The sequence below is a fragment of the Rothia sp. P5766 genome, from assembly GCF_048513555.1.
Lineage (GTDB): Bacteria > Actinomycetota > Actinomycetes > Actinomycetales > Micrococcaceae > Rothia.
Genome location: NZ_JBLXXS010000002.1, coordinates 125,980 through 142,091, shown reverse-complemented (window position 1 = coordinate 142,091; position 16,112 = coordinate 125,980). Strand labels below are relative to the sequence as shown.

Here is a 16,112-nt window from a genome sequence, read left to right as displayed (position 1 = left end):
GAGCTATCGATGGCTACTACTCTTGAAGCCCGTGAACTCACCACTGCCGACCGTTGCGATGCTTGCGGTGCCCAGGCTTATCTGCGAGTAGTACTGGCATCGGGCAACGACCTTCTCTTCTGCGGCCATCATGCCCGTCAGAAAGAAGATGCTCTGCGCGAGTTAGCTAGAGAGTGGGACGACCAGACCGAGCGCCTCAGGTAAGGTTCCACAAGCAGAATCAGATAAGTGCCCATGAAGCTGCTTATTTTGCTGGCCTGAAAGTGGATCAATCCCTTGAGAACCAGTATCGCACCCCAGCCAAGTACCTATGGCGGGTATGTATCTTCTTATCTTCAAAAGGTGAGATATATACCCGCCATAAGTTTACTTGCGAGTAAAGACAGCAAGAGCTTCCACATGGTGGGTGTTGGGGTACATATCGAACCCTTGCACAGAGGCCAGCTTCCACCCAGCCTGGCCTAGGTAGCCGGTGTCTCGCCCCAAAGCAGCAGGATCACAGGCCACATAAACAATGGTGGCGGGGTTGAGCTCGTTCACCTGCTCCATGACCTTTTTACCTGCGCCCTCGCGGGAGGGGTCGCAGATGACAAGATCGGGTGTGGGAAAACGTCCGGCCAGCGCCTGAGGGCCGAGCTTGCCCAAGACGGCTGAGACGTCACCGCGTTCAAGTCGCACACTGGTACGTTCTGATCGGTGGGTTCGGGAGGGACCTTGGGCAGCAAAGTTGGTGAGGGCGTTACGGTGAGTGGTAGCTGACCCTTCTACTGAAAGAACCGTGCCCTTATCCCCTACCGCATCAGCCGCTAGGGCGGTGAAGAGGCCAGCTCCTGCGTAGAGGTCGTAGACTGTCATGCCCTTTTTCAGCTTGGTAGCTTCAAGTACCGCATTCCCCAGTACCTCCGGGGCAGAACGGTGAATCTGCCAGAAGCCGGTGGCATCAACCAGCCAATAGAAATCTTGGGCATAGACAGTTGCCGTTTCAAGCAGCTCGGTGTTCCCAGCACCCAGAACTACCTCCTGGGGCTTGGTGCCGCGTTTGCGTCCACCCTGCTTTTCGGGGCGGAAGATGAGAGTAATTTGGCGGTCTTCCAGCGAGCCCCACAGCTTGCGACACTGGTCTTCGATTGCAGGGGCGACGTCGGTAGGTCTTGTCTGAGCAGATACCCAGAAAACCAGGGTCACCATGTTGCTGGCGGAAACTGCTGCATCGAGCCGAGCAAGGCCCTCCAGGGTGAGCTTGTGAAGCTCAAGCTCTTGCAGACGCATATCGGCCAGGGGGAAACTCTCAAGGGGGACAGGTTCGGAGGACGAGTGCCTAAACATGGCGATTTTCCCGCTCTCCCGTTCAACGGTGTAGTGAACGCGGGTCCGCCAACCGAGGTCTGCTGGGCCCTCACCCTCAAGGGGTAACTCCTGCACCTGAAGCTGGGTGATGAGTGGATGCTCAGCCGAAAGACCGCCCAATCGTACCAGCTGTTCAGCCAGTACCTGGCGCTTGTAGTCTCGCTGGGTAGCGGGTAGCAGGTGCCCGTATTCCATTCCTCCCAGAGGGTTCTCCTGGGCGAGCGCATCGGCTGGTTCCCAGGGGTGGGGGCGGCGGTGGGGTGAGGGCTGGTCAACAGCGATAACATCAGCGAAGAAGTACCGCCCCTTGGGACCGCGCCCGGTAATCCGCGCCAGCGCGGTCTCGCCTACAACAGCGTGGCGCACAAAGACAACACGCTCACCAACTCTAGCCACCATGGCACCGCCGTGTGCCGGCCGCTCGGGTGTTACCTGCACGAGGCTACCTATGTCGAAGCTGGCGGTGTCTGTGGTGGGATTTTGCGTGTTCATATGTTCTCGTATCAGGAATAGGGCTCATGGCAGGTGGCCAGTAAGCCAGAAAAGGGGAAGGCAGGCTCAGTCATTTATTGTTCGAGTTGCCATGGGACTGACGCTACCACTACTCCGGGCTCATGGCGTAGCCGACCCCTGAGTTTGTGAGCTGTTCGGCGGTGCAGGAACCTTTGCCAGCGGTGTGCCACCACATATTCAGGCAGGTAAATCACCACAACATCGCGGGGTGATTTTTGCCTCCGATGATGGATGTAGTCGAGCACACTTGCTACGGGATCGCGGTAGGGCGAATCAAGAACGGTCAGGTTCACCGGTAGTTGCAGAGCGTTCCAGGTATCGATGTTCTCGCGGGTTCGGGCCTCATCAACATTGACGAGCAGGGCTTCAACAGACGACGGGCGCGAGGCCCGTGCATAGGCCAGAGCCCGCAAAACGGGCTTGCGTACCCGCTCAACATACACCAGGGCGTGGACGCGGGATGGTAGGGCGCAGTCACGCGCTAGTTCTTGCAGGTTACCGTCCAGGTCTAGCTGCTGGTCGATACGCGTGTAGTGTTTGTTGATTTTGCTCATAGTCCAAGTCAAGAAAAGTATGAGAAGGGTGGTAACCCAGGCTCCGTGCGTGAATTTAGTCAGGATAATGACGGTAAGAACGATGACAGATGCGCTAGCGCCAATTGCTGTGATAGCTATGTCCCGCCAGATATGCTGTCGTTTTTTACGGTCCAGGGTGATACGTTGGGCTTTCCACCTGTTCCGTAGCACAGCGTACTGGGTCAGTGTCATGGCAGTAAAGACACCTACGATGTACATCTGTACAAGCGTGTGGACATCGGGCCCGACCACCGCTACCAGGAACATAGCGCTAAGGCCTAGGGCAAGCACACCGTTGGCGTAAAGCGAGCTGGAACTGCGAGCTGAAAGTTGCACCGGTAGGTACTGTTTGGCTGCGATAGTTGTTGCCAGCATGGGGAAGCCGGTAAAGGCTGTCATAGCGGCCACAATCAAGACCCCTACCGTTGCAATACCCATCAGGACGCTTGCCAGCTGGTGGGCAAAAATTGCTTGGGTAATCTGGAGCAGAACAGGGACCTGGTGGAAATCGTCCCCTGCTGGTTGACCGTCAATTATCAGGAGGTTGGGGTCAATCGCAAAAACTACACCTGTTTTTTGGGCTAGATAGAGCACCCCAAGCAGAGAGACCGCTGAAAGCCCACCGACAATCATCAAGCTGGTTGCGGCATTGCGCTGGCGTGGCGGTGCAAAAGCGTTCACCGCATTACTGATGGTGTTAACACCGGTAAGAGCCACAGAGCCGGAGGCAAAAGCCCGGAGCAGCAGTAGCCCCATACCGGTTTGGGTCGTAAGAGTGTTCATTGCGTCCTTATCGCTAACTAGCCGGTAGGAGGCTGAGGAAGCTAGGCCCAAGTCACCTGAGCTATCGGCAATGATGCCGCAAGCAATAAGGCCGGTCAGAAGAATCAAGAAGAAATAGGAGGGGAGGTGCGAGATTCCCAGCATAAATTTAAGCCCGCGCAAGCACAGAAGGGTTACTAGCGCAATGAGTGAGCAGGCAATAAGCCTTTGGTGCCCCAGAATTGCGGGGGTGATGGACTCGAGGTATTGGGCTGCCGATGAGAGAGATACCGCGACCGTGAGGATAAAGTCCACCATGAGGGCCGCGCCCAGAAGCATTGCCGCACCAGTTCCCAAATTCTGGTGAACCAGGGCAAAGTCGCCTTTCTCCCCTACCCTATTGATGTTGTATCGGTAGGTTCCCACCACGATCAGGAGGATCAGAGCAATTCCCAGTCCCACAAAGGGTGAGTAGACGAGGGCACCGTGACCGGCAATGAGCAGAGTGAGCAAGATTTCATCGGGTGCGTAAGCAACAGACGATAGCCCATCTGCACCAAAGAGCGGCAGGGCGCGGCGCTTAGGCAGATTGCCTTTTTTTGCGTGTCTACTGGTGACGGGCGCACCAAGCACTAGGTGGCTGAACACACTCCGAATATTCTTCACAGGTAGTAACCGTAGTCGTTTGGCGCCTCAAAGAACAGCCGTACACACCACATTTTCTGTGCACACAGTAGCTCGATTGCCCGCGAACAGCCCTTAGCCCATGGGTTCGGTGCTCTGAGGGGCGTAGACTAGGGTGAGGCTTCGGCATGTGGCGGAGCCAGTTTGTGTTCCCTATACGATGTGATGAGGTGCGGTGTGCCCCATTTTGTAATTATGGGCGCGGGGCGTGTTGGAGTCATGCTAGCCCATACTTTGGAAGACGCCGGTCACTCGGTGGCTGTTATCGACCAAGACGACCGCTCTTTCCGCCGCCTGCGCAAAGATTTTGCGGGCAAGAAAGTTACCGGTGTCGGCTTTGATCGAGAAACCCTCAAGCGAGCTGGAATTGAACATGCCTACGCTTTTGCGGCTGTGTCCTCTGGAGATAACTCCAATATCATTGCCTCGCGTGTGGCTCGTGAGACCTTCGGCGTTCGGCACGTTGTTGCCCGCATCTATGACCCCAACCGTGCAGAGTTTTATCAGCGTCTAGGTGTTCCCACGGTGGCAGCTGTTCGGTGGTCCACTGATCAGGTGCTCCGCCGTATCTTGCCGGAGCAGGCTATGGCTGGTGACTTCCGTGAAGCCTCAGGCCGCCTCATGCTGGGTGAGCTCCAGCTCCACGAGGCCTGGGCTGGTCATGCCATTACCGAGATTGAACAAGCAGCTGGCGTGCGAATGGCCTACATTACCCGCTTTGGGGAGGGTATGCTTCCCACCCCAGAAAGCTCCTACCAGCAGGGTGACACTCTGCACGCTATGATGCGCACCGAAGACATCAACGATATCGTGAGGATCTTAAGCGAGCCCCCTGCCCAAGACAGCGAAGGTGATCTGCAGTGGAAGTAATAGTTATTGGTGCAGGTTCCGTTGGTTCATCGAGCGCCCGAGAACTTCTTTCGCACGGGCACTCGGTTACTGTTATAGATATTAAGCCCGAGGCCATTAGCCGGAGCGATATTCAGCACGCCCACTGGGTTATCGGTGATGCCTGTGAGCTATCGGTTCTGCGTCAGGCCAAGCCAGAGAACGCCGACGTAGTGGTCGCGGCTTCTGGCGACGATAAAACTAACCTGGTAGTTTCCCTACTTGTTCGCAGTGAATTCGGGGTTCCCCGTACCGTAGCCCGCGTCAATAACCCCAAGAATGAGTGGCTTTTTGACGATTCCTGGGGTGTGGATGTTGCGGTATCCACCCCGCGTCTGATGACCGCCCTAGTAGAAGAGGCCGTAGAGGTTGGTGACGTGATCCGCCTGCTGACCCTCAAATCAGGCAGTGCCACCCTGGTCGAATACACCGTACCTGCCAATCATCCCATTATCGGGCACACCGTTAACAACGTACAGTGGCCCTACGAAGCCACCCTGACCGCTATTCTCCGCGATGGTTCCCCCATAGCGCCCAGCGGCGATGATGTCCTAGAAGCAGGTGACGAGCTCTTCTTTGTGACCACCCCTGCCGGTGAGGACGACATCCGCGCCCTCTTCAGCTAGAGGCAGTTTCTCTTACCAGTAAGGCCCCCGTTCTCTGTCAGATCGGGGGCCTTTGGCTTGGGGACTTGCCCTACATGTTGGGCACAATCTCGTAGCGAGGGTTATACATGGTGGGTGTATCTTCTCTGGTGCTAAGCATGCCGGAGACCCGCAGATAGCCACCCGCTTCGATACCCGGGACCTGGTGCTGGCCCAGCCAAATCAGGGTCAGCCTCACCCCCGGTTTCAGCGGCGGAAAATCAGGAAAAAGGACACGTGAAACAGCCTTAGTCACACTAAAACGACTAGTAAAGCCTGTTTCGGCATCCAGCACCGAAATCTCACCGGTTGGGGTATCCTCTGTGGTGCTGACATCGGCAGTGTCATCCAGGTCTTCACCGGTTTCTGCAATGGGCATACCCGTCATAGGGTGTGTTTTTGCCGGAGGAAGCGGCTTAGAACGTTCAACGCCTAGCGTCACCTCAAACCGGGGGCTCATCCCGGCATGGGATATGCGAACGAGTTCTACCCGGCCAGCAACGCGTGCTCTGAACCGCTCCGGGTAGTCTTCAAGACGGGTCACCGTGCCCTGGTGTTCAGTCTCGCCCACAGTGCTTAACCGATCTCGGTGATTTCAGGGCCGCGGCGGGGAACTTCCAATGAAGGCTTAGATGAGTCCCCTTCATGGGCAGCCGCCTGCTGTTGGGCTGCGGCTTCCTGAATATTCTGGGGAACGCGCATGGGGAGCAGGTCGCGGGGAGCCATGGGTTTGGAGCCACGGTTAACAACAATATTCCGGAGCACTTCTTCAAGCGCGCTAGCGTCCTGCCCAGGAAGTACAGCCTTGCCTGAGAAAACACCGCGAACAAACCAGCGGGGGCCATCGATGCCTACAAAGCGGGCAATTCTAAAGCCCTTGCGACCGTCGGGCAGTTCGGCAGGTACACGTGTGATGAGCTGACGCCCAAAAGCACCGTCGGAAAATTCTACCTGGCCGCCCTGTTGCCGAACACTCTCGGAGAGCTCATGACGGATATCCTCCCAAATACCGCGACTCTTGGGGGCAGCGAATGCCTGGACCTGGAGTGAGCCTTCGCCCATCTGCAGGGTCACCGCGATCACCTGCTGAGATTTTGTATCTGCTTCAAGACGCAGGTTCAAACCGGGGTTGCTCTTGATGAACAGGCCACCTAAGTCAATGTACTGATGGCCAGTAGACTTTTCGGAGATATCCCAGGGGCCGTCCTCACGGCTAAAAACAACAGGGGTATCGTCACTCGTCGGGCCGGTAGCCTTGTCAGCTGACTCGTCGAGTGCAGCCTCCTGCTCGGGTGAAGGGTTCTCAGGCTCTTCTACCTTCTCGGCATCTGCCCTCGCGACCTCTTCCTGCTTTTTCTTGCCAAAACCAAACATTGACTCTCCTGGGTAAAAGTTTTACTGATAACTACTGTACGCCGGTTGAGCCAAAGCCCGAAGAACCGCGTTCAGTTTCATCAAGCTCATCAACCAGGCTGAAGATGGCTGTCTCAAAACGCTGGATGACCAGCTGGGCAATACGGTCACCACGCTTAACCGCAAAGCTCTTCTCACGGTCGGTGTTGAGCAGGCTTACCATCAGCTCACCCCGGTACCCTGAATCGACTGTGCCGGGCGCATTCACAATGGTGATTCCGTGCTTAGCAGCCAGCCCTGAGCGGGGGTGCACTAGCCCTACATATCCCTCGGGCAGGGCGATAGCCACACCGGTAGGGACCAGGGCGCGTTCCCCAGGGGCAAGGGTCAGGTCAATGCGCGAACGCAGGTCTGCTCCGGCATCTCCCGGCTGCGCATAGGCTGGAGGCTCAAGCCCTTCATCGAGCATCTTGATTTCAACATGTATCTGATTCATCACCCCTATACTGTACCCGGCATAGAGCTAAAAGTGATTCTCCCCAGAGATCAAGGACTTAACTGACCAAGAAATTGGTTTGACCGGTTTCAGGTTGAAAACAGCACATCAGCCCAAGTTCCTCTTCTATCTCGTAGACTTGTGAACGGCACTTATTCATCAGGATAGGTGACTCCCCACCGAATATTTAGCAAAGGAAACCATGTCTGCTAGCCCCGCTACCGTGCTTTATAAAGAACGTCTTGCTCCCGGGGTAGGTCTCTGGCTGGGATGCCTAGGAGCTGGCCTTGCTTCCTTCCTGGTGGGCGCTCCCATCAATATCGCCGCCGGTATTGTAGCGGGTATCATTGTTGCCCTGTCGGTAGGTGCCCTACTCTATGGGACCTCGCCAACTCTAGAAATTACTGAGTCGGCTGTTCGCTTTGGCCGTGCCCGTATTGAACGCGAATTTGTAGGACGCGCTGAGGCTTTCAGAGGTGAAGACGCGCGAGTTGCCACTGGCCCTGCGCTTGATGGCCGCGCCTACATGTGCTTCAGGGGCTGGATTACTTCCGTCATCCGGGTGGAAATTACCGATCCTGCTGACCCCACCCCCTACTGGATCGCTTCAAGCCGTCACCCCGAAAAAATTGCAGAAATCCTGAACCAGGGCCTAGCCGCTGACCAAGACGCCTCATAAGTGCTCAGCTGCGCGTGTCTGGGGTTATGCAAGGCACTAACCTTTCTAGGTCAATAGATACAGAAAGAGCCGGATGCAATCAGCGCATTCGGCTCTTTAGTTACTCGTTCTTAGGCTAAGGGTTAGCTCTCGCATTCGATGCAGAACTTGAAATCGCCCTCTTCGCGGGCAATCTGCGAACGGTGACGCACTAGGAAGCAGGAGCCGCAGGTGAACTCGTCCTCCTGCGCGGGCAGAACTACCACGTTCAGTTCCTCGTTAGAGAGGTCAGCGCCGGGGAGCTCAAAACTTTCGGCTGCTGCGTTCTCATCCTCATCAACAGCGCCTGACTGCATTTCTGAGGGGCGTGATCGCAATTCCTCAAAAGACTGGTCTTTGCTGTCTTCATCCTGCTTGCGAGGTGCATCGTAATCGGTTGCCATATTTTCTCCGTAAACTGTGCGAAGGGTAGATACCCCAGGGTCGGTGAGGTACCTGCACCTCGTTAGGTCACTCCGTTAGCGCCGGTCTAGGCAAATCCCATAGGCCCTCAGAGTTGATGAGGTGACGGGTAGAATTGTTCACCATTAGTTCTCAGATTGCAAGTAGAACGTTCATGTTCTGGCCCAGCGAGTCACAAACTGGCTCGAAGCGCCAGGCGCATCATTCAGGGCATCTCAAGTTGTGCTTGAGATTAAGAGAATAATCCTGAGATATGGCTGTTTTTTCAATCTTCCGCCCCATGAAAGGCCACTTTCTGCCTCAAGCACAGCTTGAGACGGTAATCTTTCAAGTAAGTGTAAAGATTGAAGAAGCGCGTTACCCCTCTGGTAACGCCAGTTGCCCATAAAGGAGACCGTGTAGTGCCCGAACTGCGCCTAACTGGCATCCACGACGATGGAGAAAATCTGGTCCTCGAATCAGCAGATGGCACAACCTATCTGTTGCCTATTGATCAAAACCTACGCCAGAGCATTGCCCGCGCCCGCCGTATTAATCCCCTCCGAGGGGGCAGCAAGGGCACCTTCGGACCCCGAGAGATTCAGACCCGTTTCCGCCAGGGTGCAACGGTCGAAGAAATCGCCGCAGAATCAGGATGGGAACCTAACAGGGTTCGTCGTTACGAGTGGCCTATTGTGGCTGAACGTGCCAATATCATTCATACAGCCCGCTCTGTCATGATTTCGCCGGCTCCGGGCCAGGGCAAGAACGCTCAGAGCCTTAACCAGCACATTGAAGAAGTCTCGGCACGCTTTGGCTTTGAAGAAGCACCCATGGATTGGTCCACCTGGCAGCAGGAATCAGGTCAGTGGACTGTCTCCCTCGATATTTCACTCAGCGATGATATTTTGCCTGAGCTTCCGAGGGCCGTTATGTTCCCGGCACGCTGGAACTTTAACCCTGCTAACCAGAGTATCTATGCCTCCAACGAGGCCGCTTACTTCCTCATGGGCCGTGACCACTCGCACGACTCCCCCATTCCCGGACTCACCCCTTCTTCACCTCAGGCACCGGACGCTACTACAGCTCAGGAAGACGAGAAGAAGGCTCCCGGTTTGGGTGTTCAGGTAGCACCTCCTAAGGTCACCCCTGTTCGTGTGCCCCAGAACAAGGAGCAGAACGAGCTCCTTGACGAGCTATCGTCGCGCCGTGGTGTCCGTTCCTTTGACCCAGCCAGTGAGCGCAAGCTGGCAGACTTGTTGGAACGAGCCCGACGCGGTTCTCAGTCGGTAGGTGAGCTCCATGACCTGCCTGCCCCCGATACCCAGGAAGCCGCTGAAACTAAGGTACCTAAAGACCACACTGCAGTTTCTATAGCAGATGAGTCTGTGGCTGAGCCTCAAAACGGTGCCCCAGAAGAAAACGGGCAGGAGAATCTTGAAGCTTTGGAGCAGGATACAGCTGCTGAAGAACAATCGGCTGAGGCGGATCTGAGCGCTACCTCCGAGCACCAATCTAATGCTGATTCAGAAGATACCGACCATGCTTCTCAGGCAGTAAGCGATGACCCTCAGGCGCTCCCTGAAGGTTCGGAGCAATCAAGCGATGAAAGCGATGCAGATTCTGGCCCTAAGGCTAAGCCTGCACGCGGTAAGAGGACCAGCGTTCCAAGCTGGGATGACATTATCTTCGGTAACCAGCGCCGCTAGCCCAGGTCACCCTTATCTTGCACGGTCCTTGTGCCCTAAATATCAGGGCACAAGGACTTTTTTGTGCTGACTTATAGTTTCCATCCCGGCATGGCTCGTGAAGGGTTACAAGCGCCACTGCCCCAAAAACCCGTAAGACAACGTAGACTTATACAGACACCCGTACCCAGAGTTCGCCCGACGCCACCCATACCCCAACTTAGGCGCTCGGTGGGGCATAAATATTTGATGAGGAAAATTTGCCTAACTCATATCCTAAAGATTCCAGCACTGCCGGTGAGCCCGATAGCATCACCGAACCTCTGCCCAAGGTTGAAAACCCTGGTGAGACTACCCCGAGTCTTGATTCTGAGCCGCCAGCTGCATCGGGTGACGCTACTGATGTCTTGACCCTAGCCAATGGCTACGAATACGTCACGGCCGACAGCGGCTCACAGCGTACAGAAATTGATATTGAAGACGACTCACTGGCCCTCGGCCTCATGAAGAACGGTGATGAGTTCGAGAAGCTAACCCGGCGCGAGCGCCGTGCTGACCGCTCTGCTGAGCGCGCAGCGGCCCTTGAGCAGGCTGAGAAGGAACAGCAGAAGCTTGCCTTTGCCGCCGAGCGGGACCGTTTAGCCCCGGTGGGTCCTCTGATTCAGGAGCCCGCTCAGCGAAAGCTTGGTTCCAAGGTTTTCTTTGTAGCTTCTGCGGTTCTCACCGCTGCCGCCGCGGTCCTTGCTTTTGCTTTGCTGTTGCCAGGCCAGGGTAGCAGCTCGCAGCCGGCTTCAGGCACCTCGATTGCCCCCAGCGGTGACAGCCCCACGACCTCGGCACCCGCAACTCCTACCAGTACTTACCCGGCACCGACCCCCAGTTTTAATACTCAGGAACCAACCGTCACTGAGCAGCAAGCTCAGGAAAACGCTGTCCCTCCCGGTACCGTCCAGTACGCAACAACCGAGCCTGTAGCCGAGGCTACAGTGCAGGAGACCGCGCCTGAACCCCCTGTTACGCTTGAGCCAGCTCCCACCGAGGCGGAAGAGGCTACCTTAGAGCCTACTGAGTCCCCCAGTGATCCAGCGGAGATTACTCCTCCGGCCGACGCTTCGCCTATCGATGAGCCCAAACGCCCCATCGAGACCACGGTGCCGGGCCCAGACGCTGGCAAGGTCATTGATGAGACACCGCTACCGCCTCCCTCCACCGCACCTATTGAAGCCCCCACTGCAGCGGCGTCTTTGGAAGAACCTACTGTGATTGCTAGTCCTTAGTGTGTCAAGCCAAAAGAATTAAGCCCCGTCCTCTCGCTAGGGCTGGACGGGGCTTTACTGCGCTCTGGTAGGAGCTTTAGCCGGTGGGGAGCATAAGCAGAGGCACCTGTGTTTCCTCTGCTGTAAGTGACCCGTGTTGCCCTACCATCTGCAGGGCGTGTGGCTTATAGTGCCGCATATCGTAGAGAGCAATGGGCTCCCGGGCTGCTACCACAATATCCCCAATACGTGCCCGCGCGGTGTCGCTGATAGTCTCCCCAAAGTAACCGGCTTGGAACATCTCTTCTGTCTCAACCACCCAGGCTTTTTCTCCCCAAGATTCCCCCCAACGCCCGAGTGTATCTTGGATTGCAGCTGGGCTCTTATCTTTGAGATAGAGCTGAACCATGCGAGGCTCCCCCGCCGTCAGTTCAATATTCTCAAGGAGCTGGCTGTCCCCCGAGTAATCGATGCGCGCTTCTGGTGCTATATCAACCATGCCGTGATCTGCTGTGAGTAAGAGCAGGACGTGGGGTGGCAGGCGGCGGGCTAAGGATTTGAGTGCTAGATTCAGCTCTTCAAGCTGTTCAAGCCATTGGGTAGAGTCTGTACCGTATTTGTGACCGGCCTGGTCAATTTCTCCCCAGTAGAGATAGACCAAGGACGGCTTACGAGAGTTCAGCAGGCTTGCCGCTAGGGTGGTGCGGGCCGCGTAACCGGCGGCATGCACAAAGCGCCCACCGCGTAGCCCCGCCTCACTCAGGCCCGATCCGGCGTATTTGCTGAGTGATACCGTAGCAACGTCAAGGTGGTTCTGGTAGCGCTCAAAAACTGTGGGGTAAGGTTGCCAGTCGCGGGGTGAAACAGCTTTATCCCAGCCAGAAAGCTGGTTCATCACCCTTCCGGTTGCGGGGTTCTTGACCTCATAGCCTGCCATACCGTGGTAGCCAGGTGGGCATGCGGTGCCTAAGCTGGTCAGCGAAGCCACCGTTGTTGAGGGAACCGCCGAGTGAAGAGGCCCAAGTTGCCTAGCACTTTTAAGGAAGGGGGCGTAAGAACCATACCGGTTCAGCAGGGATTGCCCCAACCCATCAACCATAACCAGGCAGACGCTCCGGTAACGGTTTGGGTCTGCCCCTGCAGCTTTGAGGCGGTCAGCAAGGCCCAATAAGTCATGACGTCCCGGACCGTAGAGGGGGTGGTCATCAGGTTGGAAGGAGCCCTGGCCTGTGAGGCTGCCGCATGATTCGAAAAGGTCGCCCACGTTGTGGCTTTTGTAGCCCGGTGTGGGGGGTAACTCATAGCCGCAAAAATCTTTCACCTTAGCGCCCCCTTCCCAGGTTCAGGTGGGCTGAACGCAGGGTACGCGCGAAGCGCCGAGCCTTTTCGGTGGCTTCTGCCCCATCTGCTGAAGTGCTGATGCGGATGAGCATATCTTCTCGAGGCACTAAACCTGTGTAGCCGTGGTTAGCGTCGCAGCTCGGCTCGGCGCATTCGGCGGGTTGGATATCCAGCCTGTGCGACCCCGTCCATGCAATTAAGAGTGATACCTCCGAGACAGGGTGCCCAGGTGCATAGTCTTGGGGCTGGGGGTAGCTGTAGCTGACCGTCAAGGTGGTCAGTTTGCTAATGTGAAGGGTCTCAACCGAAACGTGGGCGAGTACCTGTTGCCCCTCATCATCGAGGTTTTGATCATCAAGATGCGCAACAAGTAGGTGCTCCCCCGCAACCACTAAGACCGTAATATGCCGGTGGACTTCGTTCTGATCGAAGTGGGTTTCCACCTGCACCAGGTGGGCGGTAGGTTCTAGTCCGTCAAGTGCTTCAGAAACAGTATCGAGTACAAGCTCGGGGTAAAACCCTGCCTTCTGAATATCTTGGGTGAGCGCGGTTGCACCCCTCATATCATTCACGGTGGTCCTTATTCCAGTGAGCCTAGTTCCTGCTCCCCCTATTCTAGGGTATGCCAGCTATACAGTCGTCGGAGGGCTGACCGTTTTTAGCTACTCATGGCACGCCGTACTGAGTCGGTACGCTGGGCGGACTGGGCAAGCTGTATGCTGGCACCCACTACCGTCATCGTATCGGGTGACAGCAGAATTGGGTTGAGTTCAAGGTGCGCAATTTCTGGGTGGTTGTCTTTGAGTAGCGCTACCCGTGCGCATAGGTCCTCTAGCAAGTCGGTTCTCGCGGTGTGCCTGTTCTCGGGGTCAAATAGCTTACTGGCGGCTTTGGGCGATCGAACCATCTTGTAGACGTCCCGCTCGGTCAAAGGTGGGATACGGTGGGCCCAGTCATCGAGAAGGGCGGTGGCATCACCAGCCATACCAAAAGAAACAACCGGGCCAATCAGCGGGTCTTCCACAGCTTTGAGGACGGCAGTTTGGCCTGCGGGTACCTGCTTTTGGAGGGCTAGGTCAAAATGTCCGTAGGGTTCAAGTGTTCTGTGCATCTGGGCGATTTCGCTTACCAGGTCTTCGTCGCTTTCTATGCCGAGTCTTACCCCTCCCAGGTCAATCCGGTGGCGCAGGAAGCTATCGGTTGTTTTGAGGACTACGGGGTAGCCGCCGGCTTGGGCCGCAGCAGCAATTGCTTGCTCTGGGGTATCAAAGCGGTATTCCGGAAGAACGCTAATCCCGTAGTGCCCGAGTAAACGGGTAACAGCAAGGTCATCAAGTGTTACCGGTCCGGAGCTGCCTGCCCCAGCTTCAGCTTGTAGGTGGGTGGCAATATCTGCGGCGGCGGCTTTGGGGCTGATACCTTCGGGCACCGCCAGAGCACCGGTTTCTTTATCTCGCCATTCCACATAATCCATAACCGCACCGAGCGCCAGAATTGATTCACCCGGTGATTCAAAGCAGGCAAGCCCTTCCTGCAGGCAGGCGGCACCCTCCCCTTCGGACTCTTGCTCTTGGCTGTGGGCTGTTTCACTCCAAATGCCGCGTAGCGTCGATTGATCGCTCAGTGCTCCAGGGAAAGAAGCCAGGATAGGTTTACCGCTCTGCTGACCTGCCCGATGAAGTACTCTCGCCACGTCCTGCGGGTCAATTGATTCACCCGTAATAAACACGCCGATGACAGCATCAACCTCAGCAGATTCAAGGGCGCTGGTTGCCACGGCCTCCAAAATCTCAAGGCCATCCTCTGCCTCATCGGTTAGCCTGAGCATAGTTTCGGTGAGAGTAACCTCGATACGCAGCTCTTCGGCCCGGTCAGCGACAATCTGCCCCAGGGCTGAGGCATTCGAAAGAATAGCTAGCCGCCTGCCAGCAGGTAAAGGCTGAGAGACCAGAATCTGGGTGACGTCGAGCGCCCGCTCAATGGTTTCAGCGCGGATAACACCGGCCTGCTTGAACATAGAGTCCAAGGCGGAGGGTGGTGTTATGGCGGTGCGTCCGGAGTGACCGGGCGGCAGTTGCTGGCCGGTTACCGCATTTTTGGCGAGCACAACCGGCTTGGCCCGTGAGAGCCTTCGGGCAATACGCGAGAACTTTCGGGGGTTGCCAATGGATTCAAGGTAGAGCGCACATACGCCGGTGGCGTCGTCATCTTCCCAGTACTGCATAATGTCATTGCCAGAAACATCTGCCCGGTTGCCTGCAGAAATCAGTGACGAGACACCGATGTTACGCCGCACTGCGGAGTTAGAAAGAACGGCACCGATAGCTGAGGACTGGCTGAAGAGCCCCAGGCTCCCCGGGCCAGGATCTTGTGAACTGATAGTGGCATCTAGCTGAACAGCGGGGTTGTTGTTGAGCAGACCAAATGAAGCAGGGCCAATAACCCGCATCCCGTGGCTCCTAGCCAGTTTGACCAGGGCTTTTTGGCGGGCACGGCCACGCACGCCATCATCTGCATAGCCGGTAGTGTAGATGAGTACGCCCCTGGCTCCTGCCTGGCCACAGGCCTCAACTACGGCCGGAACATCTTTGATGGGCACAGCAATAATGGCTAGGTCCACGTGCTCAGGTACCTGGGTGATGCTCTCCAGAACAGGGAGATCTCCGGCGGGGTGTGCGGCTTCGTTGACCCCGTAAATTTTGCCCTTGAAGCCCCCTTTGACCAGCGTCTTAAGAACTTTGTGCCCGGTTCTTTCCCAGTTATCGGCAGAACCCACAACAGCAAGAACTTGGGGTGCTAAAAGCTCAGCAATGGATTTGGCTTCTGCACGGTGTTCACGGGCTTCCATGACACCTCGTGAACGGTCTGTGGGGTCAATATTGAAGTGAACCATGACCAGGCCATCTTCAAACTCGCGGGTAATCTCGTAACCAGCATCCGTAAAGACGTTAAGCATCTTACGGTTTTGTGGCAAGACCTCCGCGCTGAACCTATCAATCCCGCGTTCGTGGGCCGCAGCGGCCAGGTGTTCCAAGAGGATTGACCCGATCCCCCGGCCTTGGTGAGCGTCGGAAATCATAAAGGCAACTTCAGCCTCAGCTGGGTCGTTAGTGCGGTCGTACCGCCCGATACCTATCATCTCCTCGCCCAGCATCATCACAAAAGCGACCCGGTTATTGTGATCTACCGTGGTGAAGCGGGTAAGTTCTTTGTCGCTGAGTTTGGGCTTATGGGTAAAGAAGCGAAGGTAGATGGTACGCTCAGACTGCCCTGCGTACATCTTCTCAAGGGCATCACGGTCTGTGGGTAGCACGGGCCGGAGGTTAGCTGTGGCACCGTCCCGCAACACCACATCCGCTTCCCAGTGTGCCGGGTAGATGAAGGGGATCTCATCGGTGGTAGGGTGCTCAGGGTCAAGAGGGGTAAAGCCACTGCTGGTAGTCATGGGGCGCTCCTGGTGGGTACA

The 16,112-nt window shown here is 56.3% G+C and carries 15 protein-coding genes; 6 read left to right on the top strand and 9 right to left on the bottom strand.

The window, feature by feature from the left end:
• Nucleotides 1-9 precede the first annotated feature (9 nt).
• Nucleotides 10-204: a DUF7455 domain-containing protein gene (locus ACN08V_RS01735; RefSeq protein WP_419104302.1), complete on the top strand. Its 195-nt coding sequence runs from the start codon at nucleotides 10-12 to the stop codon at nucleotides 202-204.
• Nucleotides 205-366: 162 nt separating this feature from the next.
• Here ACN08V_RS01735 and ACN08V_RS01730 read toward each other — a convergent pair whose 3' ends face one another.
• A complete protein-coding gene (locus tag ACN08V_RS01730) occupies nucleotides 367-1,839 on the bottom strand; it encodes a class I SAM-dependent RNA methyltransferase (protein ID WP_419104301.1) in 1,473 nt (490 codons plus the stop codon).
• A gap of 74 nt (nucleotides 1,840-1,913) precedes the next feature.
• Nucleotides 1,914-3,845 (bottom strand): APC family permease, encoded by a 1,932-nt coding sequence (locus tag ACN08V_RS01725; protein WP_419104300.1) that lies wholly within the window; start codon nucleotides 3,843-3,845, stop codon nucleotides 1,914-1,916.
• 213 nt (nucleotides 3,846-4,058) lie between these two features.
• Between ACN08V_RS01725 and ACN08V_RS01720 the strand changes: the two genes are divergently transcribed.
• Together ACN08V_RS01720 and ACN08V_RS01715 are read left to right on the top strand one after the other, a co-directional pair.
• Nucleotides 4,059-4,751, top strand: coding sequence for a potassium channel family protein (locus tag ACN08V_RS01720; protein WP_419100505.1), 693 nt, complete (start codon nucleotides 4,059-4,061; stop codon nucleotides 4,749-4,751).
• Entirely contained in the window at nucleotides 4,742-5,395 is a 654-nt protein-coding gene (locus tag ACN08V_RS01715; protein WP_419100506.1) for a potassium channel family protein, read from the top strand. Before ACN08V_RS01720 ends, ACN08V_RS01715 begins: the two co-directional genes overlap by 10 nt.
• Before the next feature lie 70 nt (nucleotides 5,396-5,465).
• Here the strand turns inward: ACN08V_RS01715 and ACN08V_RS01710 are convergent, their stop codons facing one another.
• The 3 genes from ACN08V_RS01710 to dut are packed head-to-tail and all read right to left on the bottom strand — an operon-like array spanning nucleotide 5,466 to nucleotide 7,262.
• Nucleotides 5,466-5,984, bottom strand: coding sequence for an asparaginase (locus ACN08V_RS01710; RefSeq protein ID WP_419104299.1), 519 nt, complete (start codon nucleotides 5,982-5,984; stop codon nucleotides 5,466-5,468).
• A 5-nt stretch (nucleotides 5,985-5,989) separates the two neighbouring features.
• Nucleotides 5,990-6,787, bottom strand: coding sequence for a DUF3710 domain-containing protein (locus ACN08V_RS01705; protein WP_419100508.1), 798 nt, complete (start codon nucleotides 6,785-6,787; stop codon nucleotides 5,990-5,992).
• Nucleotides 6,788-6,818: 31 nt separating this feature from the next.
• A complete protein-coding gene (dut, locus tag ACN08V_RS01700) occupies nucleotides 6,819-7,262 on the bottom strand; it encodes a dUTP diphosphatase (protein WP_419100509.1) in 444 nt (147 codons plus the stop codon).
• 202 nt (nucleotides 7,263-7,464) lie between these two features.
• On the opposite strand from dut, the gene ACN08V_RS01695 reads away from it, so the two are divergent.
• On the top strand, nucleotides 7,465-7,941 hold the full coding sequence (locus tag ACN08V_RS01695) for a DUF3093 domain-containing protein (protein ID WP_419104298.1): 477 nt from the start codon (nucleotides 7,465-7,467) through the stop codon (nucleotides 7,939-7,941).
• A 122-nt stretch (nucleotides 7,942-8,063) separates the two neighbouring features.
• Here the strand turns inward: ACN08V_RS01695 and ACN08V_RS01690 are convergent, their stop codons facing one another.
• Nucleotides 8,064-8,363, bottom strand: coding sequence for a DUF4193 domain-containing protein (locus ACN08V_RS01690; RefSeq protein WP_419100511.1), 300 nt, complete (start codon nucleotides 8,361-8,363; stop codon nucleotides 8,064-8,066).
• Between the two features lie 420 nt (nucleotides 8,364-8,783).
• Here ACN08V_RS01690 and sepH point away from each other — a divergent pair, with 420 nt between their 5' ends.
• Nucleotides 8,784-10,070, top strand: a complete 1,287-nt coding sequence (sepH, locus tag ACN08V_RS01685) for a septation protein SepH (protein ID WP_419104297.1) — start codon at nucleotides 8,784-8,786, stop codon at nucleotides 10,068-10,070.
• Nucleotides 10,071-10,309: 239 nt separating this feature from the next.
• Nucleotides 10,310-11,326, top strand: a complete 1,017-nt coding sequence (locus tag ACN08V_RS01680) for a hypothetical protein (RefSeq protein ID WP_419104296.1) — start codon at nucleotides 10,310-10,312, stop codon at nucleotides 11,324-11,326.
• Nucleotides 11,327-11,402: 76 nt separating this feature from the next.
• Here the strand turns inward: ACN08V_RS01680 and ACN08V_RS01675 are convergent, their stop codons facing one another.
• The 3 genes from ACN08V_RS01675 to ACN08V_RS01665 form a co-directional block, all read right to left on the bottom strand.
• Complete coding sequence (locus ACN08V_RS01675; RefSeq protein ID WP_419104295.1) at nucleotides 11,403-12,626, bottom strand: alkaline phosphatase family protein; 1,224 nt, start codon at nucleotides 12,624-12,626, stop codon at nucleotides 11,403-11,405.
• Nucleotide 12,627: 1 nt separating this feature from the next.
• Nucleotides 12,628-13,209 carry a DUF5998 family protein gene (locus tag ACN08V_RS01670; RefSeq protein WP_419104343.1) on the bottom strand — a complete coding sequence of 194 codons (582 nt, stop codon included), beginning with the start codon at nucleotides 13,207-13,209 and terminating at the stop codon, nucleotides 12,628-12,630.
• Between the two features lie 95 nt (nucleotides 13,210-13,304).
• The gene (locus tag ACN08V_RS01665) at nucleotides 13,305-16,091 is read right to left on the bottom strand and encodes a GNAT family N-acetyltransferase (RefSeq protein WP_419104294.1); all 2,787 of its coding nucleotides are present in this window, start codon (nucleotides 16,089-16,091) and stop codon (nucleotides 13,305-13,307) included.
• Between the last annotated feature and the right edge of the window lie 21 nt (nucleotides 16,092-16,112).